18 protein-coding genes are annotated in these 21,612 nt (G+C 41.2%); 16 read left to right on the top strand and 2 right to left on the bottom strand.

Features of this window, described 5'->3' with window-relative positions:
• The first annotated feature begins 2 nt into the window (after positions 1-2).
• The 9 genes from DW103_RS01825 (at position 3) to DW103_RS01860 (ending at position 11,142) form a co-directional block, all read left to right on the top strand.
• Entirely contained in the window at positions 3-1,472 is a 1,470-nt protein-coding gene (locus tag DW103_RS01825; RefSeq protein WP_122273976.1) for a hypothetical protein, read from the top strand.
• A gap of 238 nt (positions 1,473-1,710) precedes the next feature.
• The gene (locus tag DW103_RS01830; protein ID WP_147381162.1) at positions 1,711-2,637 is read left to right on the top strand and encodes a hypothetical protein; all 927 of its coding nucleotides are present in this window, start codon (positions 1,711-1,713) and stop codon (positions 2,635-2,637) included.
• 92 nt (positions 2,638-2,729) lie between these two features.
• Positions 2,730-2,864 (top strand): hypothetical protein, encoded by a 135-nt coding sequence (locus DW103_RS18580; protein ID WP_255418433.1) that lies wholly within the window; start codon positions 2,730-2,732, stop codon positions 2,862-2,864.
• 25 nt (positions 2,865-2,889) lie between these two features.
• On the top strand, positions 2,890-4,542 hold the full coding sequence (locus DW103_RS01835; protein ID WP_122273978.1) for a hypothetical protein: 1,653 nt from the start codon (positions 2,890-2,892) through the stop codon (positions 4,540-4,542).
• Positions 4,543-4,599: 57 nt separating this feature from the next.
• The gene (locus DW103_RS01840; RefSeq protein ID WP_122273979.1) at positions 4,600-7,158 is read left to right on the top strand and encodes a fimbrial protein; all 2,559 of its coding nucleotides are present in this window, start codon (positions 4,600-4,602) and stop codon (positions 7,156-7,158) included.
• A gap of 315 nt (positions 7,159-7,473) precedes the next feature.
• Complete coding sequence (locus DW103_RS01845; RefSeq protein ID WP_122273980.1) at positions 7,474-8,394, top strand: Rpn family recombination-promoting nuclease/putative transposase; 921 nt, start codon at positions 7,474-7,476, stop codon at positions 8,392-8,394.
• Between the two features lie 245 nt (positions 8,395-8,639).
• Complete coding sequence (locus DW103_RS01850) at positions 8,640-9,197, top strand: DUF3575 domain-containing protein (RefSeq protein ID WP_122274263.1); 558 nt, start codon at positions 8,640-8,642, stop codon at positions 9,195-9,197.
• Positions 9,198-9,205: 8 nt separating this feature from the next.
• Positions 9,206-10,684, top strand: a complete 1,479-nt coding sequence (locus DW103_RS01855) for a DUF3868 domain-containing protein (RefSeq protein ID WP_122273981.1) — start codon at positions 9,206-9,208, stop codon at positions 10,682-10,684.
• A gap of 113 nt (positions 10,685-10,797) precedes the next feature.
• Positions 10,798-11,142, top strand: coding sequence for a hypothetical protein (locus tag DW103_RS01860; protein WP_122273982.1), 345 nt, complete (start codon positions 10,798-10,800; stop codon positions 11,140-11,142).
• Between the two features lie 111 nt (positions 11,143-11,253).
• On the opposite strand, the gene DW103_RS01865 is transcribed toward DW103_RS01860, so the two are convergent.
• Both DW103_RS01865 and pnuC read right to left on the bottom strand, forming a co-directional pair.
• Positions 11,254-11,892, bottom strand: a complete 639-nt coding sequence (locus DW103_RS01865) for a thiamine diphosphokinase (RefSeq protein WP_122273983.1) — start codon at positions 11,890-11,892, stop codon at positions 11,254-11,256.
• Positions 11,876-12,466: a nicotinamide riboside transporter PnuC gene (pnuC, locus tag DW103_RS01870; protein ID WP_122273984.1), complete on the bottom strand. Its 591-nt coding sequence runs from the start codon at positions 12,464-12,466 to the stop codon at positions 11,876-11,878. The genes DW103_RS01865 and pnuC overlap by 17 nt, the downstream gene beginning before the upstream one ends.
• A gap of 264 nt (positions 12,467-12,730) precedes the next feature.
• Between pnuC and rimP the strand changes: the two genes are divergently transcribed.
• The 7 genes from rimP to sufD all read left to right on the top strand — a co-directional run bounded on the left by rimP (position 12,731) and on the right by sufD (position 21,608).
• Complete coding sequence (gene rimP / locus DW103_RS01875; RefSeq protein WP_199652942.1) at positions 12,731-13,198, top strand: ribosome assembly cofactor RimP; 468 nt, start codon at positions 12,731-12,733, stop codon at positions 13,196-13,198.
• A gap of 6 nt (positions 13,199-13,204) precedes the next feature.
• Positions 13,205-14,479 carry a transcription termination factor NusA gene (gene nusA / locus DW103_RS01880; RefSeq protein ID WP_122273986.1) on the top strand — a complete coding sequence of 425 codons (1,275 nt, stop codon included), beginning with the start codon at positions 13,205-13,207 and terminating at the stop codon, positions 14,477-14,479.
• Between the two features lie 20 nt (positions 14,480-14,499).
• Complete coding sequence (infB, locus tag DW103_RS01885; RefSeq protein WP_122273987.1) at positions 14,500-17,454, top strand: translation initiation factor IF-2; 2,955 nt, start codon at positions 14,500-14,502, stop codon at positions 17,452-17,454.
• A gap of 2 nt (positions 17,455-17,456) precedes the next feature.
• Positions 17,457-17,942 (top strand): CvpA family protein, encoded by a 486-nt coding sequence (locus tag DW103_RS01890; protein ID WP_122273988.1) that lies wholly within the window; start codon positions 17,457-17,459, stop codon positions 17,940-17,942.
• Between the two features lie 42 nt (positions 17,943-17,984).
• Positions 17,985-19,430: a Fe-S cluster assembly protein SufB gene (sufB, locus tag DW103_RS01895; RefSeq protein ID WP_122273989.1), complete on the top strand. Its 1,446-nt coding sequence runs from the start codon at positions 17,985-17,987 to the stop codon at positions 19,428-19,430.
• A 65-nt stretch (positions 19,431-19,495) separates the two neighbouring features.
• The gene (gene sufC, locus DW103_RS01900; RefSeq protein WP_122273990.1) at positions 19,496-20,248 is read left to right on the top strand and encodes a Fe-S cluster assembly ATPase SufC; all 753 of its coding nucleotides are present in this window, start codon (positions 19,496-19,498) and stop codon (positions 20,246-20,248) included.
• Positions 20,249-20,264: 16 nt separating this feature from the next.
• The gene (gene sufD / locus DW103_RS01905; RefSeq protein WP_122273991.1) at positions 20,265-21,608 is read left to right on the top strand and encodes a Fe-S cluster assembly protein SufD; all 1,344 of its coding nucleotides are present in this window, start codon (positions 20,265-20,267) and stop codon (positions 21,606-21,608) included.
• Positions 21,609-21,612 lie beyond the last annotated feature (4 nt).

Here is a 21,612-nt window from a genome sequence, read left to right on the forward strand (position 1 = left end):
TTATGAAACTAAGAAATTTAATATCATCAATAGCAATAGCTTTGGCTATATTTTCTTCTTGTACGGATGAAAATATTATAGAGCCGACAACGTCTACCGCTAAAGTGTCTATCGCATTACAGCCTTCGGCTATTATCATGAAGGCGGGAGACGGTACGACACAGTGGGCTACTAACGAAGAATTATCGGTAAACGATTGTATTTTAGCTATATTCAAAGGAGATGATAAAGTGCTTGTGAAGTATTATGGAGATTTGTCTGAAATAGGAACTTCTGAAGTTTCAACTCCATTATATCGAATCGAGGCGGGAGAGATAGAGTTGGACATGAATACTCCTTACCATGTAATGGTGATAGGTAATCCGGGTGCAAACTTGGTTAGCAGCTACGAAAGTTGTACAACCAAAGCTGCTTTTAAGGAGATATGGGAAGGAAAGGATACATACGCGTTTGATCCTTCAAACTTGCTTAAATTCGGTGAATTGGATGCAACAATAACGGAAGCAGCTAATCCGGTAATAACCGTTCCTCTTACCCAGGTGGCAGCCCGTATTAATTTGAGGGTTACAACGGAATTGCCGGGAAAGACCTTAGTTAAAGGACCTTATTATGAATCGTTGGATGGTAAAATAGAATTAGATTCTTTGGTAAAGACTTTGACTGATGCTGAAATTGAGAGACTTTTCCCTGGAGCTGAGAAACAGCAGAATATATCCGGTGAAAGCATAAAAAATGGAGAATTTTATTATGGGAATAGAAAGGTTACAGCAGGGAAGATGAGTAATGGCTATAAAGGATATAAGATCCCTAATTATCAAGCATATAAAATACATGAGTATAGAAAATATGTTTTGGAGATAAAAACTTTAAAAATTGATAATATACGAACACGAGCAATCGCTGTAGAACCGGCTCAAGACGAGAATACTTATTTGATAATGGGGTATGAACCTACATTAAATAGCCTTTTGGGGCAATATGTATTTTATACTTACGAGCGTGTAGACCAGACCTCCTCTCCTTTGACGGTAGTGATTTCAGGAGATTTATATCAGGCAAATGTGAAAGAAAAGACATTGGTGACTACTGATTGGTGGATATTTAATGCAAAAAATAAAGTTTCATTAGATTATAAAGGTAGTGATGAACTAAGCGTTGAAACAGGGTGGGGATTCAGCGAAACGTATTTTTTTGCGGAAAGCAAAGGTGATAACTGGCAAGAAGTTGAAGGCGGTGAGACTATTGTAGATGATGGAGAAAAAGAATTGAAGGCTGTAGTAGATAAGCTTTCTTTTACGATAGAACCGAAAAAAGGTATTCCTGAAACTTGTCATACCGATGGTGTAATTCACGGTAATCTGTATGACGTAAATGCAAAAATGGTGAAAATGCCACCGATACCGACAGAGAATTCTTTGGATGTCGAAATAAAATCCTATGGTACGGTGAATGTAGACTTCGGATTTAATTAATTCAAAGTGAAATAAGAACTTTCAGATTAGTCTCTCTTTTTTAAGAGGGACTAATTTTTTTTGTGTATGTTCTCTTAAAATACTTTTCTTGCTGGTGTTTCTATCGTGTTTAAAGGCATGTCTCTCAATTTTGCTCTCTGTTACATTTACCCCTTAAAGATGAAATTCACGCCTATCCTCTCAAAATCATATATCCCATACTTTTGTATCGTAAGTCAAACGAAAAAATATTTAAGTTATGAAACTAACGAATATACTCTCGATTTTTGTCCTTCTGGCAGTAACGATTTCCTGCTCCATGGATGATGAAACTGTCTTTAATGATATGGATAAAGAGATTCAGAACAGCCTTGAATCTTACGCTTATTTTAATATAGGTATGAATGGGGGAGATATTGCAACAAAAACTTCATCAGCAACTGATGGCGGCACTGAAAATCCGGATGATGTAAATAGTACGGAATCTTCTGTTTGGGGTGTTTTTGTGGCAATAACGTATGGGGATAAGGTACTGACTTCTTATTACTACTCTTCTGAAAAGAATGAAATTGTGGCTTTGAGTGATTCCTATTCCTTCCAATTGAAAGGTCATATGTTTGTTAAGGTTCCTGCAGGGAAACCGACATTGACTTGTTATGCTGTAGCAAATGTTCGAGGAACTGAAGTAGCAGATTTGTCAGCTCAGACAACTCTGACAGCGATAAAGAATGTGCTTCTTTCCGAACAGGCAAACATTTTACCTAAAGAGGGTTCTTATGATTTGAGTGGCTATAAAACGACTTCCAAACTACTTCATACTCCTGTTACTGACGGAAATGGATATACTGAAGACCGTATTATGGAGGATGGCGTTGATAAATGTAATAATGTAAAAATAAATCTTTCTCAACGGGCTGTTGCAGTCGAATTGGCTAAATTTAAAGTTCGTACAAAGAAAGGTGATACTTATGAAGATTTAGACTTCACTGTCGATTCTGTAGCTTTGTTAAATGGAAAACAAATGACAAGGGTTGCTTCTGAATATGAGGGTCTCAAGCTGGATTATTTGGGGATGAGAAACATTCTCCGAATGATATTAATACAAGAACAGGCCATGCTTATGGCACTTATGACCAAATACGATTTTACGCTTACGAAAATACAAGTACTACAAAAACTTCATTAAAAGTAGTCTATACAGTTGGCGGTGTTCAAAAAAATGCTACTTTTACAATTAAAACTCCTGTTGATAATCAACTTGGTTATGAGGAAAAGGTTTTGGCCAATCATTTATACAAACTGAATGTAACAATTACCAATGAAGTGGTAGATGTAGACGTACAATGCTATACGAATGACTGGAAAGAAGGCGGAGATTTGTCGGCTGTGGTAAAACCTTCTACGAATAATTAATGCTAACGGGTAAAATTTATATAAGATGAAAATACTAAATTTAATAAGTGGAATTTGTTTGTTGGCCGTTGGGTTATTCTCTTGTACCTCGGAAGAAGAGATAGGGCCGGCAAAGGGTAACGCTTCCTTGTCTGTAGTTTTTTCCGTAGGAGATGCTACAACAAAAGCGACACTGGCAGAGGGCTATAAGATAGCAACAACTGATGAAATTAAGATTAATAATTTCTATGTAGCTATATTTGCAGGAGATGGGACAAAGATTGACGACGCTACTGTGAGCGATGTTGCTGATGCAACTTCGGTTAAGGTCGGTGAATTGCCGGGTTATCAGGTGTCTTTCCAAGATGTTTATGTCAGACATAAAAAAGTGTTTGCGTTAGTTGTCGCTAACGCAAGCGATAATAAGTTATATAGTACTTTTGAGGGCTATACGAACTATTCTCAATACACAAATATTAATAATGACAATGTGATTGAGACTTCAATATTCGAAGCTGGTAATTTAGCGAAATCCGGAGTATCAAGCACTGAAACTTTAACTTCCGGAACGAATCTAACTTTAACTGTTCCTCTAACTCAGCTTACTGCCCGAATTGATTTCGGAACGATTTCTGCAGCTGAAACAAAGGCCGGTACAAACGGAGAAACAAGTTCAAAAGATGAATATTCATATTCTGATTGGGGAATAGTGGCTTTACAAGGAACAATAGATGATACTATCTGGAATGACTTAAGGAGTAGAGCTGAAGCAAAAGCTAATGCTAGTGATGGGACATGGGAGCCTAAGAGTAATAAAAAGGAGGAGATTTCTTATGGTCTGTCTGATTATCAGGTAAAGTGTGATGATGAGGCGTGGTATTATACTTGGAAACATTATAACCAATGGAAAACTATAGAGAACAAGCTTGGAGGATATTTTTATTCAGTTATTTATGGTGAGTGGAAATCTGATATGTCTTCTAGGCTTTGGTATCGATATCGTAGTGCTTATTACGGAAAGCGTATTTTGCTTGTTCGTCGAAAAGTTTCGCATTACAAAGTAACTTCTACTACTTCTCCCGATGAAGAATATACAGGTGGTTTTGTCGGTACTATATCCGGTGTGGTAAATGGAAAAATAAATACAATTTTCGAAACAAGTGGTAATAATGCTTATGCGGGTGTGTCAGTCGATGGTATTGCTCAAAATACTTCGTTTTATACCTATGAGTTTCCTGCTAATGAGGATTTGACAATTACATTACATGGGCATTTTGAAGAGGCTTCCTCCGGTGGCTCCGAATCTACGAGCGAAGATAAAACGCTTGTAGAAGAATATTGGGAATATGGTATTTGGGAACAAACGAGTACTGACGGGACATGGAATGTCTCTTCTGATTTAACAGGAATTTCGAGAAGTGTGACATGGTATGGTGATAAAGGGTTAAAAACCCCTATCGCAACAAAAGCACCGGAGATTTCTTCTTTGAAGAGTGCTTCGACGGATGATGTCTATTATGTGGTGAAATGGTCGGAAGATGTAACGGATGCCAAAGGTAATGCAGTAACATTGCAACGGGGAAAACGTTATAAGTTGAACAGTGTTCAATTGAAGCAAAATAAAGCCCATTTGGTTGTATCGGTTGCTTCTTGGAGTAATGCGAAGTTCGATGTTATTTATGGTGAAGAAACTAAATAAGAAGAAGACAAGGACTTTGCTATAAATTGAAGTACAATAATAAAAAGCATAAAGATTATGAAATCAAATATAATAAAGATATTATTTCTGGCTTCCTTCGTTATGGGGGTATTTTCTTGCACGGATGATGCTGGTACTGAGAGAGGATTCGTGGGAGATGGGAAGACTCTTCGTATCTGCTTAACGAGTCCGAAGACTACAGTCATTAATCCGCTCACGAAGGCGAATCAAAATGATTCTAAATCAGTTTCTGATTTGAATATATTGATATATAATAGCGATGGAAATCTAATAAAGGAAGAGTCTGAATATCTTGAAGAGGGATCTCTGCAGGGATTGTCGGAAAATAAGAATGCTACTTTCGATTTAACTGTCCAGCCGGGTGAAAAAACAGTTTATGTGATAGCTAATGCCGGCGATATGAGAGATATACTGATATCAACAAGTGCGATAGATGGGTATTCTTTTGGTTTGACTTCTGGAGGTACTCCGAATTTAGTGATGTTTGCCGAAGGAGAGCCTTTTGATGTCAGCCAGCCGGAAAGTTCAGAGGTTTCCGCAGAATTGAAAAGGATATACTCGATGGTTACGGTTGTTGTTGATGCCAGCCAAGTAGAAGGTGCTATTATAGAACCTCAGCGTGTGGAATTAAAACATGTACCTTTGAAAGGTTCGTTGGTAGGGAATAATAAAATAACGGATAAAGATGGTATGTTTGAATCCGGAGGGTATGTTTCTATCCAAGGCCTTACCGCACATGAGAATGCACCGGCTCTTTATCTTTATGAAAATAGACAACCGGATGGATATAGTCTTACAAATACGGGTATAGATAAAACGCCTTTGGATATATATCAAAAATATAGTGGAATTCAAACAGATCCTACTATAGTTTCAGAAAATCAAACATGTTCTTATATAGAGGTGACTGCTAACTATCGTCCTACTGGTACAGAGGCGGGTAAACCTGGAACAGGGACTGTTACTTATCGTTTTTTCTTGGGGAAAAATGCGAAAACATCTTTTGATGTGGAACGTAATGTACATTATAGTATAACATTGGTGTTGAAAGGAAAAGGAGGCATTGATGAAGGAACTTGGAGGGTTAATACCGATTTGATGGAGGATTTTACGGTTTCCGATGTTTACATTGGCTATTTGGGCGGTTCTACAGGAATTATTCCTGTTTCTTTACCGAGTGGTGCTACTGTAACCGGAATTTCAAGAAAGTCGGGTGATTCTGAAAATATTTTTGTAAATACCTCTTATGATGCACAAAAGAAGGGAATTCCTGTTTCTTCGTTATTGACTAATGTCAGTTGTGATTCTTATAAACATGCGATATATACAATTACTGTTCGATATAGTAGTGGAAAAACTGGAACGAAAGATGTAAATGTTTATCAAGTTGCTCGCTTAGTAGATCCCATTGCTATTTATCGAAGAGCTAATAATGATGCGGAAGAGACGATTACAGTACGGGAATTTAAGAGAGGTGCAAAAGATTATGAAACACTGGCTTCTGTGGGTTCATATCAGGTAATGATTGAGTCTGGGGATTGGTTCATGTTGGAAAGTGCTGATGGTAAAGATGGAATCAAAGGAGCAGGTCAATTTTTTGAAAGAGCGGAGGGAGAAATTACGTTTAAATATAAGCCTGAAGGGACAATCGATAATAGCAAAAATCGTTTTGGGGTAATTTTGATTAAATATAATAATAAGAATTGTGAGCATCGTATCTTTTTACGGCAAGGGTATGCCGATACACAAATGGGAGATGCTACATGGTCTGTATTTAATTGTTTAGGAAAGCAGCAGAATAATATCTATGCCTGGACTGAATACCCGACTCAAACAGGATGGTTATTTAAAGCAGGAAATAGTGTGGCTATGAATCCGTTTAATCCGGGATATAACGATATGACTTCTATGACCAAAAATAGTAATGAGTATTATTCGGATAAGCAATCAAGAAAATGGTCTAATCTTTCTGGTAGTCGTAGTTGGACGGAAAAATCGAATCCATGTCCAAGTGGTTACAGGTTGCCGACGAGAGATGAATATGCCAAGATAGCATTCTCAAATAATGGTTATCGCATGTACCAAGGGTTTGTATATGATGATAGTTCAACGCCAGGCACTTTGGATGCTGGTTGGTATCGAGATTCATCGACAGGCGAAATCATTTTAAATAAATTGAATAATAATTGTAATCCGGCAAAGGGAACTCTTATTGTTGATGTTAAAGAAGGTGAAGATTTCAGGAATTTATTTTTTTCTTATGGAAAGGGAGTAATGACAGAACATGATTTAGATTATAAGCATGTTGAGGCAGGTCAAGATCCTTCTGATATTGAATTGGATGAAATAGGAGTAGGCTTTAGGAATTCGAATAATGGTGGATTTTTGAATTATGGAGTTGCAGGGAGTACTAAACATCACAGATATGGTGCAATGTATTGGACAGGAACGATTGGTAATTTAAATACTGATAATTATTTAGCTGCGGACTTTTGGTATGACATGACCTCTCAATCGGATGGAACTACTTCTAGTTATGTAGTGGCAGATATTGGTGGTCAGAATGGAATGTTCGTTCGTTGTGTGAAAAAATAATATGTGATAGAAAATTATATTAGAATGTAAGGATATTGGATTTTCGAGATGGCCCCTAAGGTTTGATAAAAACTTTGGGGGCATTTTTTTATTGCCGTGTGTTGGTCCAGTTATGTTTTTTATTATTTGCTGTTGCTGTTTGTAAGATATTGAACTATAGTGTGCATAAAACCATAAGAGATTTTGTTTGTAAATATTAGCGGAAAATATAGCGGATTATAACCTCTATGCGTTATCTTTGTGATAATTGTAGAAGAAATTTGCAGAAAGGAGAACCGACTGTGAATGAAGAGGAATAATAAATAAGTAGGTACGATGGAAGCACAGAATAAATATATCCGTTTCGACTGGGCAGCAAAGCGTTTGCTGCGCAATAAGGCAAACTTCGGGGTGCTGGAGGGTTTTCTGATGGTCCTTATCGGAGAGGAAATCCGTATAATCGAGATACTGGAAAGCGAAAGCAACCAGGCAAACGAGACGGATAAGTTCAATCGTGTGGATGTCAAGGCTAAAAACAGCAAAGACGAGATAATCATCGTTGAAATACAGAATACGCGGGAATTGTATTACCTGGAACGTATCCTTTACGGTGTGGCGAAGGCGATAACCGAGCATATCAGTTTGGGAAGCATTTATGCGGATGTGAAGAAGATATATTCCATCAGTATCCTGTACTTCGACTTGGGTATCGGCGACGATTATCTGTATCATGGACAGAATGTGTTCACGGGTGTGCATACCGGCGACAAGCTAATCATAAATACCAAGGAGAAGGACGTGATTGTCCGTAAGGCTCCAGAAGAAATCTTTCCCGAATATTTCCTGATACGTGTCAACGAATTCAACAAGGTGGCTGTAACGCCGCTTGAGGAGTGGATACAGTACCTGAAAAACGGAGTAATCAATGCCGAGACCCAGGCTCCCGGTCTGCAGGAAGCACGCGAGAAACTATTGTATTACAGCATGTCGGATGCCGAACGTTATGCCTATGATGAACATATCAATGCGATAATGATTCAAAATGATGTGTTAGGCACAGCCAAACTGGAAGGCCTGATGGAAGGTAAGGCAGAAGGTTTGGCGGAAGGCAAGGCGGAGGGTTTGGCAGAAGGCAAGGCAGAAGGTTTGGCGGAGGGCGTCCTTTTGGTTGCCCGGAATATGAAAAAACAAGGAATCGATACCGCATCTATCATGGCTTGTACGGGATTGGATGAAGAGACCGTGTCGGCGTTGTAAGTTCCAAACAACGCATTTTCACACTTTGAGGCATCCGGATACCGTTTTCTCTTTGTATTCCTATCTGACGATAGGTATTTATATCATTCACCCTTCTTCTTGGTAGCTTTGCCAATTAAACTTGAAAGTTATACCTATTGTTTCCCGCTGTAAGTTGTTATATTTTTGTAACGAAATAAACTGTTCCTAAAAACTTATTGTTCCGATTAGGTAAGGATATAAAATATAATTTAAAAATGATGTGTATGAAAAAAGTACTTTTCCTCTTTTTACTTCTGGCTGGCATGACAAATGTCTATGGACAGGAGTTTGCGGTGAAGTCAAACTTGCTTTATGATGCTACGGCTACAATCAATTTGGGGGTTGAACTGGGGCTAAGCAAGAAGTGGACGCTGGATTTGTCCGGTAATTATAACGGATGGAAGTTTGGTGACGATACCCGCTGGAAACATTGGATGGTGCAGCCGGAAGCGCGTTACTGGTTGTGCGAGAAGTTTAACGGCCATTTCTTTGGACTTCATGCCATGTATGCCGATTATAATGTCGGAGGTATAAAATTTCTGAGTGACAATATGAAGAACTATCGTTATCAGGGTAATCTGTATGGCGCCGGTATCGGATATGGTTACCAGTGGTTGCTGAGCAATCGTTGGAGCATGGAAGCCGAAATCGGAATTGGATGGGCTCATCTGGATTATGACAAATATCCCTGTGCCTCTTGTGGTACTGTGAATAAAAGTGATACCAAGGATTATTTTGGGGTAACGAAAGCGGCTATTTCAATTATTTACTTTATTAAATAATCGGGACTATGAAGATGAATATAAAATTATATGTGGCCGCAGCTTTGCTGTTGGTTATTGCACCGGCTACGCAAGCACAGTCTGCGAATAGTCCGGTAAAGGTGGTTTGTAATGAACTGAAACAGCAGGGAAAAGAATTGGTGATTGATGCTGTTATCACGATAGACGGCGAACAGATTAAATCCCGGGAGAGTTTGTCGTTGACTCCGGTGCTGGAGTCGGCTTCGCAGAAAGAGGGGCTGCCTTCTGTTTTGATTAACGGCCGGATCAGCCAAAAAGTGTATGACCGTGAGGTGGCTTTGAACAATTTGAAAGACGATGAACCGCGTTTCTTAGTTATGAAAGCTGTAAAAGGCGTGACTGTGGTTAATTATAAGAAAACAATCCCTTTCGAAGCTTGGATGAAGGATGCACGGTTTGTATTGGTTCCGAATATGTGTGGCTGCGGTAATACAGAGGTGGGAGAACCGTTGTTGATTTCTGATAAGGTATTGACTCGCCCGGATAAACGGTATGAAGTACATCCTGCTTTGGCTTATATTACACCGGAAGCTGAAACGGTAAAACATCGTGCGGAGGTGGGAACTGCCTATCTGGATTTCCAGGTTGGGAAATATGTCATTCTGCCTGATTTCCGTAACAATGCCGCCGAGCTGGCTAAAATCGATAATACGATTCATACAATAGTAAATGATAAAAATATTACACTGGAAGGTATTTTGCTGAAGGGTTTTGCTTCACCGGAAGGTTCCTATAAATCGAATACGGCATTGGCCGGAAACCGTGTAAAGGCTTTGGCCGGATATATCCGTAAACAGCATGCGTTTAAAGAAAGCCTGTTTACTCTGGAAAACGGTTCGGAGGATTGGGAAGGACTGAAAGCGAAGGTGGAAGCCGATGCGAACGTACCATCTCGGAGCAGTGTCCTGGCTATTATTAATAGCGATGAGGATCCGGACAAAAAGGATGTTCAGTTGGCAAAATTGGATGGTGGAGCACCTTATCAATATGTATTGAAGAATATTTATCCGTCTCTCCGTCGTTCCGACTATCGCGTGAATTATACGGTTCGTGAATTTACGGTAGAAGAAGGTCGTGAAATAATCAAGACACGTCCGCAACAGTTGAGCCTGAGCGAGATGTTTGCTGTCGCTAATAGTTATGAAGTGGGAAGCAAGGAATATAATGATGTATTTGAAATTGCTGTCCGTATGTTTAGCGATGATCCGGTTGCAAACTTGAATGCAGCCAATATAGCAATGTCGAAAAATGATTTGAGTGCTGCACGTTCTTATCTGGCAAAAGCCGGAAACAGTCCGCAAGCTATTCATGCACGTGGTGTCCTGAACCTGATTGAAGGTAACTTAGGAGAAGCTGAAAAGTATCTGAAACAGGCAAAATCGGCCGGAGTGAAGGAGGCTGACGCTAATTTGGAGGAATTGCATAAGAAACAAGAGGATAATGCGTTATTTGATAGTTTCAACTAGCATGATTGATAGCTTTAAGCTGGATAAATGATAAGTTTACAACCTATTTATCTGGTTTATAGCCTTTATATTTGCATTGCATATAGAAAATTGAGAACTTAAAATTAACGATTATGGAACGAGCATCGGATGTAGAAAAAGTCCTGATGAATGAAATAGACAACCAGAATGGTGTTTATTTGTATCTTGAAGGAAATGCATGGTGTGCTTATGAGCGGTCAGCTTACTATTTGGCGTCTTTAAGGGTTCCGGTAGTATTAAAAAAGGAGGTCGTTGGCGAAGGCTATGATGTCGTTTTGCTGAAAGCATTTTTTGCCGTAGATGATATGTGCTTACCTTTGGCTCCAAAAACTGAGTTGAAAAAGGTGGCAGATAATAATCTACAGTTTCAGGTGCATCAAAATATTGAGGGATTTCCAGAATGGAAAGCTTCGCAGTTAAGTAAATTACCTGCGTAAAATGCATTATTAAATGAAGCCGTGAGGCCCAACTATTACTAAGTTGTAAAATTGAGGGTGTATTTAGTCCGGGAGATAAGTCTGAAAAGATTTTCCCGGACTTTTTTTGTGTTATTTTTGTTCATGGCTTTTATAGATAATAACTTTTGCATTATTGAATAAGTTTATGGTGAATTCTGTACCGGTTGCTTCGTTTAATGTGCCTTGCCACCATGCTGTCAATCTGCGGTGGAAGATAGGCCAGCGAAGACCTTCCGTGCTTATCTCGCCTTCCGGATTTATGGAGAAAATGGAAACTTGTTGTCCCGGTATGCTTTGTAGTGTTCTTGTGTGGAGAAGGGGAATAAATAAGCCGTAGTCCGATAGCATTTCTACCCGTTCGAACATCGGGGCATATTCCATCAGGAGGGAAATATTGCCTATAGCGTGATCTTCGCGTAATCCGGTAGCTCCGAGAATCAGTATTTCCTTATGTCCGGCCTGGTACGCAAAACGGACTGCTTTTGTGAGGTCGTTTATCTCTTGGTCTTTAACGATATGGATTCGGTCTATGTATTGTTGACGAAAAGAGGATGGAATACTATCCAAGTCGCCGACAATAGCATCGGGCTCCAAGCCGACATGATGGAGCGCTTCAACGGCTCCGTCACATGCGATGATAACGGATGCTTTCTGTAATAAATCGAGCGGAAGTGCGGTCCGGGGAAAACTCCCGTTGGCAACGATTACGCAGTTATAAGGTGCTATCATTTGTATTAATGCCTTTCTTTTTCCATGTATATAGTCCTACTACGGCCAGTACGGCATAGCAAAGATACAGAACCATGGTGGGATATAAGTCCCGTAAATAATAAAGATAAACAGAAACAAAATTCACAATAATCCAGAAAATCCAGTGTTCGATGATACGTCTGGCCAGCATCCATGTGGCAACAATACCGACTGCTGTGGTAAAAGCATCTCCTACCGGAATGGGGGAATCTGTGAAATTGTAGAGGATATAATATAAAAATCCGAATATGCAGAATATGGATGAGCTGATACCTGCAAAAAGGAGTGGAGTGAGGTGGCGGTATAGGATAATTTCAGATGTGGTTTCCGGTACTTTATTCGAGGATGTCCATTTCCGGAAACCGTATATGCTGATAATAACATAATAGATATTCAATCCCATATCCGCATAAATTTTTGAAAAGAAGAAAATGAATACATAAAGTAGAGAAGTTAGAAATCCAACTATCCACATGCTCCGGTGTTGTTTGATTTCTAAAAAAAGATAAAGTAGTCCTGTCAGGACACCGAAATATTCTAAAACTTGTTCCATTTTTCTCTAGTTAGAATGTTATGATTGCCGTGCAAACCTGTGTATTTGTCTCAGATTGCTTGGTAAAGATATTATTTATTGCAATATCGAATGATTATTATCCATACACATTCCGGCAGGCATATCTTGTATTCGGAGGGTGAAGGAACAAAAAAATATTATATTTATTTGAAAACTCACTGATTTTTTGTATATTTGCGGGCGATTAAGCGAAGATGAGGAGGGGGCGGGCAGTCCCCTTCTTTTGTTCTTAACTGTATATATATGATTGAAAAGGGTCTGATAAGTCAGTGGGTGGAAGAAAAATTAGCTTCATCCGACAATTTTTTGGTAGATGTGGTGATTAAACCCGGTAACTTGATTATCATAGAAATAGATAATGATGAGGGCGTCTGTATTGATGATTGTGTGGAGTTGAGTCGCTATGTGGAGGCGCATCTGGACCGGGATGTGGAAGACTTCGAACTTGAAGTCGGATCGGCCGGGATAACCTCTCCGTTTAAGGTGCTTCGCCAATATGTGAAAAATATAGGCAATGAAGTGGAAATGTTGCTGAAGAACGGAACAAAATTGACGGGTGTATTGAAATCTGCAGACGAAAACGGTGTTGTAGTCACTGTTGAAAAGCAGGTGAAGCCCGAAGGTGCGAAACGTAAAGTGACTGTAGAGGAAGAACAATCCTATACATTCGATGAGATAAAATATACAAAATACCTAATAAGATTCAAGTAAAAGATTATGGCCAAGAAAGAGGAAACAATCAGTATGATTGACACACTTGCTGAGTTCAAGGAGTTGAAAAATATAGATAAGGATACGATGATCAGCGTGTTGGAAGATTCGTTCCGTAACGTGATTGCTAAAATGTTCGGAACGGATGAGAATTATGACGTTATTATCAATCCTGAAAAAGGGGACTTCGAAATTTGGAGGAACCGTACGGTTGTGGCCGATGATGAACTGGAAGATGCGAACCTTCAGCTTACTTTGACTGAGGCCCGTAAGATTGATGCCGACTGTGAAGTGGGTGAGGAGGTGACCGATGAAGTGCATTTTGCGGATTTCGGCCGTCGTGCAATTCTGAACTTACGTCAGACACTGGCTTCTAAAATACTTGAATTGCAGAAGGACAGTTTGTTTGCTAAATATAAAGATAAAATCGGTAACATCATTGCGGCCGATGTATATCAGGTATGGAAAAAGGAAATCCTGTTGCTGGATGATGAGGGTAATGAGTTGCTGCTCCCGAAGACAGAACAGATACCGTCCGACTTCTACCGTAAAGGTGAGACGGTACGTGCTATCGTACAACGGGTGGATAATTATAACAATAATCCGAAAATCATCCTTTCCCGTATCGACAAAATGTTCCTGCAACGCCTGTTCGAACTCGAAGTCCCGGAAATCAACGATGGCTTGATTACTATCAAGGCTATCGCCCGTATCCCCGGTGAACGTGCCAAAGTGGCGGTCGAGTCGTATGATGACCGTATTGATCCGGTAGGTGCTTGTGTCGGAATGAAAGGTTCGCGTATTCACGGCATTGTACGGGAGCTGCGGAATGAGAACATCGATGTAATTAATTATACATCTAATGTGTCGCTGTTTATTCAGCGTGCATTAAGCCCGGCTAAGATTTCCTCTATACGAGTGAACGAAGAAGAACATAAGGCAGAGGTTTATCTTCGTCCTGAAGAAGTTTCATTGGCAATCGGTAAAGGCGGTTTGAATATTAAACTGGCCTGTATGTTGACCGAATATACAATCGACGTATTCCGTGATGTGGATGGTGCTGATGAGGAAGATATCTATCTGGATGAATTTACAGATGAAATAGATGCTTGGGTAATTGAAGCACTGAAGAATATCGGTTGCTATACGGCTAAAAGTGTATTGGCTATGAGCCGTGATGAGATTGTGGAACGTGCCGACCTCGAAGAACAAACAGTTGATGAGGTGCTTGCTATTTTATCTGCCGAATTTGAAGAAGAAGATGACGAACCCCAGGAATAAGTATTACGACAAAGTTTGATATGCCCATAAAATTAATACAAGTACAAAGAAAATTAAATGTAGGAATTAACACGGTTGTTGAATTCCTCCGCAAGAAAGGATTCACGGTTGAGGATAATCCCAACACGCGAATCAGTGATGAACAGTATGCTTTGCTCGTAAAAGAGTTTGGAAAAGATTTACCGGATGGTGGTCGCGAACGTCAACGTGTCGTGCCGGAACGTCCGCATAGAGAAACTCCTTCTGTGAAAGAAGAAAAGAGCTCGGAAATTAAAACTGTAATTCCGGATGAATTTAAGCCGAAGATTGTAACGAAAGGCCGGATTGATTTGGACAGACCGCATAAAAAACCACAGGAGGCTCCTGTAGAAAAAGAAAAACCGGTGGTTGAACAGCCGCCCAAGCCGGCAGTTATTTCTGCACCTGTTGAGAAAAAACAAGAGAAACCTGTAGAGACTTCTCCGGAGAAGGAGGTCGCACCTGTGCAGGAAACGAAAATTCCTGAGGTTAAGATTGTGGAACCTGCTCCGCAACCAGAGGAGAAAAAAGAAGAAAAAGTTATAGTAGTGGAAAAGGAACCAGCTGAAGAGAAAAAAGTAGTATCTGTACAGGCTGAGCAAGTTGAGCAAGCTGCAAAAACAGAACCTGTAGCTCCTGAAACGGAGGCTTCCGGTGTCTCTGCTGAAAACGGCGGAGATGAAGAACTGTTCCGTTTGAATACTCCGAAGTTCGAGTCGAAGATAAAAGTGACCGGAAAGATTGACCTCAACGCATTGAACCAGTCTACCCGTCCGAAGAAAAAGACCAAGGAGGAACGGAAGAAAGAGCGGGATGATAAACGTGAAAAATTTGTAAACAGACCGGGGCAACCTGGTGGGAATGCCTCCAATAAACCGAAGGACGCTACTGCTAAACCGGCAGAGGAAAGTGATGTCCGGAAAAAACGTAAACGCATCAAGAAGGATCGCGTGGATGTTAATAATACTCCGGGAACTAATGCACGTCCGACTCGTCCGAACGATGAGCGGAAACCTCGTTTGCGTAAACCGGTAAAAGCTGAAATTAGCGAGGAAGATGTACAGAAGCAAGTAAAAGAAACACTGGCTCGCCTGACTAATAAAGGGAATAAGAATAATAAAGGTGCTAAATATCGTCGTGATAAACGTGATGCTGTCCAGAAGCGGGAACATGAGCTGCAGGAACAGGAGGAAATGGATAGCAAAATCCTGAAACTGACGGAGTTTGTGACTGCCAACGACCTTGCGAATATGATGGATGTACCTGTCACGCAGGTTATCGCGACTTGTATGAGTATCGGTATTATGGTTTCTATCAATCAGCGTTTGGATGCAGAAACAATCAATATTGTGGCAGAAGAGTTCGGGTTTAAAACCGAATATGTGAGTGCTGAAGTGGTGGAGGCGATTAAAGCTGACGAAGAAGATGATAATGAAGAGGATTGGGTAGCCCGTCCACCTATTGTAACGGTGATGGGACACGTAGACCACGGTAAAACTTCGTTGCTGGATAATATCCGTAATGCGAACGTAATTGCCGGTGAAGCCGGTGGTATCACACAGCATATAGGTGCTTACAATGTGAAGTTGGCAAGTGGACGTCGTATTACATTCCTGGATACTCCGGGGCACGAAGCTTTTACAGCCATGCGTGCTCGTGGTGCCAAAGTTACGGACATCGCAATTATTATAGTGGCAGCCGACGATAATGTCATGCCGCAGACCGTCGAGGCTATCAATCATGCTTCGGCAGCAGGTGTGCCTATCGTTTTCGCCATCAATAAAATAGATAAGCCCCATGCTAATCCTGACAAGATTAAGGAGGAATTGGCCAATATGAACTATCTGGTTGAGGATTGGGGCGGTAAATATCAGAGTCAGGAAATTTCCGCCAAGAAAGGTCTGGGTGTGGAAGAATTACTGGAAAAGGTATTACTCGAAGCCGACTTATTGGACTTGAAGGCCAACCCGAAAAGACGTGCGGTAGGTTCTATCATCGAATCCTCTTTGGATAAGGGACGCGGATATGTATCGACTATTCTGGTTGAAAATGGTACATTGCATATCGGTGATATCGTGTTGGCCGGAACTCACCATGGTCGTATCAAGGCAATGTTTAACGAACGTAACCAGCGTGTTGAAAAGGCCGGACCTTCGGAACCTGTATTGATTTTAGGTTTGAACGGTGCTCCTCAGGCCGGCGATACATTCAATGTACTGGAAACGGAACAGGAAGCGCGTGAAATTGCGACACGCCGCGAACAGTTGCAGCGCGAATTAGGGCTGCGTACGCAGAAGATGCTTACGTTGGATGATATCGGTCGCCGCATTGCTGTAGGTAACTTCCAGGAACTGAATGTAATTGTGAAAGGTGACGTGGATGGTTCGGTAGAAGCCTTGTCCGATTCATTGATACGTTTGTCTACTGAAGAAATTCAGGTGAATGTCATTCACAAAGCAGTAGGTCAGATTTCCGAATCGGATGTTGTTTTGGCGGCTGCATCGAATGCGATTATCATCGGTTTCCAGGTTCGTCCAGCTTTGCCGGCACGGCGTATGGCTGAAAAAGAAGGTGTTGAAATCCGTTTGTACTCTATTATTTACGATGCAATCGAAGAGGTGAAGAGTGCTATGGAAGGTATGCTTTCTCCGGAAATCAAAGAAGAAATTACAGCGAATGTAGAAGTACTTCAGGTATTCAAAATTACGAAAGTGGGTACGATTGCCGGTTGTATGGTACGTGAGGGTAAGATTAAGCGGAGCAATAAGGTACGTGTGATTCGTGACGGTATCGTTATTCATTCCGGATTGTTAGGTTCTCTGAAACGCTTTAAGGATGATGTGAAGGAGGTTGTTTCTGGTCTGGATTGTGGTCTGAATATTGAGAACTTCAACGATATTCAGGTGGGTGATATTGTCGAGGCGTACGAAGAAACAGAAATTAAGAAGACATTGTAAACATGAACTGGTTGGACATTACATTGCTATGTCTGGCGGGGATAGGATTTATGAAAGGCCTGTTTGATGGAGTCATCAAACAGGTTGTTTCGCTTATAGCCCTTTTATTGGCAATCTTTTTTTGCGCGAAGGCGGCAGATTGGTTGCGAAGTTATATTGTGGAATTGGGCTGGTTTCCGGCAGAGGGTGTGACAATTATTAGTTATGTGGTCGGTTTTCTGTTAATAGTAGGAATTGTACTGTTGGCGGGTGAAATTGTCCATCGGCTGGTTGGTGCTACGCCGCTCAGTGTGTTAAACCATTTGGCCGGCGGGGTGTTCGGGTTGTGTATGATGCTCTTGTTTGTCAGTTTGCTGTTTAACGCAATGGAGATAATAGACAGGGGTTCGGTGTTGATACCTCGGCAGGCAAAAGTGGAATCCCGGTTGTATAATTCGGTCATAGAGATAATTCCAACTATTTATCCCGGCAATTTGTTTACAAGATAGACATTGTTCATCATTTAACAAGTATATAATATTGATAGATATATGCAGGAGTCAAACGACATATTAAACGAGGTAACGACCGGTGATTATAAATACGGTTTTGTCACCGATATCGATACGGAAGTCATTCATCGCGGTTTGGATGAAGGGACTGTCCGTATTATTTCTGCCAAAAAAAATGAGCCGGAATGGTTGCTCGAATTCCGTTTGAAGGCTTTTCGCCATTGGCAGACTTTGGAGATGCCGACCTGGCCTCACTTGGATATTCCATTTATCGATTACCAAGATATCATTTATTACGCAGCTCCGAAAAAGAAAGATGGACCGAAGAGTCTTGATGAGGTGGATCCGGAATTGATGAAAACATTTGATAAGTTGGGCATCCCTTTGCATGAACGTGCCCAATTAAGCGGGATGGCCGTAGATGCAGTGATGGATAGTGTGTCCGTAAAGACGACTTTTAAGGAAACATTGGCTGAGAAAGGTATTATTTTTTGTTCGTTCAGCGAAGCTGTCCAGCATCATCCGGACTTGGTACAACAATATCTGGGAAGTGTTGTCAGTTATCGCGATAATTTCTTTGCCGCTTTAAATTCTGCTGTATTTTCAGACGGTTCATTCGTTTATATTCCGAAAGGTGTACGTTGTCCGATGGAACTTTCAACTTATTTCCGTATCAATGCGGCCAATACCGGTCAGTTCGAGCGGACACTTATTGTAGCTGACGACGAGGCATACGTAAGTTATCTGGAAGGTTGTACCGCCCCGATGCGTGATGAGAATCAGCTTCATGCTGCGATAGTGGAGATTGTAGCCAAAGAACATGCCGAAGTTAAATATTCGACTGTCCAGAACTGGTATCCCGGCGATAAAGAAGGAAAAGGTGGTATCTATAATTTTGTGACCAAGCGTGGTTTATGTAAAGGTGAAGGCAGTAAAATATCCTGGACACAAGTAGAAACGGGTTCGGCCATTACTTGGAAATATCCGAGTTGTATTTTGGCCGGTGATAATTCTGTGGGTGAATTTTATTCTGTAGCCGTCACCAATAATTACCAGCAGGCGGATACGGGAACAAAGATGATTCATCTTGGGAGAAATACTCGCAGTACAATTGTATCGAAAGGTATTTCGGCCGGGCATAGTCAAAATAGTTATCGTGGTTTGGTGAAAGTTTCTCCTCGTGCCGAAGGGGCACGCAATCATAGCCAGTGCGATAGCTTACTGCTTAGTTCGACTTGTGGAGCACATACTTTTCCGTATGCCGATATTCAGAACGAGACAGCTGTGGTGGAACATGAAGCTACTACCAGTAAGATTAGCGAGGAACAACTGTTTTATTGCCGGCAACGTGGAATTTCGGTCGAAGAAGCTGTAGGCTTGATAGTGAACGGCTATGCTCGTGAGGTAATGAACAAACTCCCGATGGAATTTGCTGTTGAAGCGCAGAAGTTGTTGACTATCTCCCTCGAAGGAAGTGTGGGGTAGGTCCCTTATAAACTTTGCGGGTAGAAGCGAAAAGTAGTTATATATAATAAGCAATAACCATAGATATGTTAGAGATAAAGAACTTACATGCCAATGTCAATGGCAAAGAGATATTGAAAGGGATTAATCTTTCTGTAAAGGCCGGTGAGGTACATGCTATTATGGGACCGAATGGATCCGGGAAAAGTACTTTGAGTAGTGTGTTGGTCGGTAATCCGGCTTTTGAAGTGACAGAAGGAGAAGTTATTTTCAACGGTAAAAATTTGTTGGAACTTGAACCGGAAGATAGGAGCAGGGAAGGTATTTTTCTGAGTTTCCAGTATCCGGTGGAAATACCGGGCGTGAGCATGGTTAATTTTATGCGTGCAGCTTTGAATGAGCATCGTAGGTATAAAGGACTGGAACCGGTGTCGGCTACCGATTTCCTGAAATTGATGCGCGAAAAGCGTGCAATTGTCGAACTGGACAATAAACTGGCAAGCCGTAGTGTAAACGAAGGTTTTTCCGGTGGAGAAAAAAAACGGAACGAAATCTTTCAGATGGCAATGCTGGAACCGAAACTGGCTATTTTGGACGAAACGGATAGCGGACTGGATATTGATGCCCTCCGTATTGTTGCCAACGGGGTGAACCAGTTGCGCACACCTGAGAATGCTGCTATTGTTATTACCCACTATCAGCGTTTGCTGGATTATATCAAGCCGGATGTAGTGCATGTCCTTTATAAGGGGCGTATCGTAAAAACGGCTGGTCCGGAATTGGCCCTCGAATTGGAAGAAAAGGGCTATGATTGGATTAAGAAAGAGATGGGGGAATAAATAATTAATAGAATGTATGAAAAGTGAACAACAATATATCGATCTTTTCACCCGGTATGAAGATGTGATTTGCCAGCATGCGGTGAATGTGATGAATGCTCCTCGAGCTGAAGCATTGGCCGATTTCGAGCGTTTGGGCTTCCCATCAGTGAAAAGTGAAGATTATAAATATACGGATGTGGCACAAGCATTTGCTCCGGATTATGGTGTGAATATCAATCGTTTGTCCATTCCGGTTAATCCGTATGACGTGTTTCGTTGTGATGTTCCCAGTCTCAGTACTTCGCTGTATTTTGTCGTGAATGATACTTTTTATGATAAGATGTTGCCGAAAGCCCATCTGCCGGAAGGGGTATATGCCGGAGGTATGAGAGCTTTTGCCGAACAGTATCCGGAGGTGGCTGCACGTTATTATGGGAAGGCTGCGCCGACCGGCCATGATAGTATTGTAGCTTTGAATACGATGTTGGCACAAGATGGATTTGTTCTTTATGTGCCGAAAGATGTCGTAGTGGAACGTCCTATCCAGTTGGTAAATATTTTTCGTAGTGATGTGGACATGATGGCGAATCGTCGTATTCTTGTCATAATGGAAGCTCATGCGGAAGCGAAGTTATTGGTTTGCGACCATAGTATAGATGATGTGAAATTTCTGGCAACCCAGGTTGTCGAGATATTTGCGGGAGAGGCCGCTTTCTTCGATTATTACGACCTGGAAGAGAGTAGTGTGTCTACTACCCGCTTCTCGTCAGTCCATGTAAAACAAGAGGCTTTGAGCAATGTCCTGGTGAATGGTATTACATTGAATAATGGCCTTACCCGTAATAACTATTATATTGAGTTGAATGGCGAACAGGCAGAGACGACCCTTTGCGGCATGTCTATCCTTGATAAAGAACAACAAGTCGATACTTATAGCCATATCACGCATGCCGTACCACGATGTACCAGTAATGAATTGTTTAAAAATGTATTGGACGACCATGCAATAGGTGCATTCAGCGGACGTATCTTGGTAAAAGAAGATGCACAGAAAACGGTAGCTTATCAGACAAACCGTAATCTCTGTGCTACTCGTGAAGCTCGTATGTACAGCAAACCTCAGTTGGAGATTTATGCTGATGATGTAAAATGTTCACATGGTATGACTACAGGACAGTTGGACGAAAATGCCCTGTTTTATATGCAGAGCCGTGGGATTCCTCGCGATGAAGCCCGCATGTTGCTGAGTGTAGCTTTCACTTCCGATGTGATTGACTATGTACGGGTGGATGCGTTGAAAGATCGTCTGCATAAGTTGGTCAATAAACGTTTCCGTGGAGAATTGGCTCGTTGTGCCGGTTGTCGGATTTGCAAATAATAAA

It is taken from the genome of Parabacteroides sp. AM08-6 (assembly GCF_003473295.1).
In the GTDB taxonomy this organism is placed as follows: Bacteria; Bacteroidota; Bacteroidia; order Bacteroidales; family Tannerellaceae; genus Parabacteroides.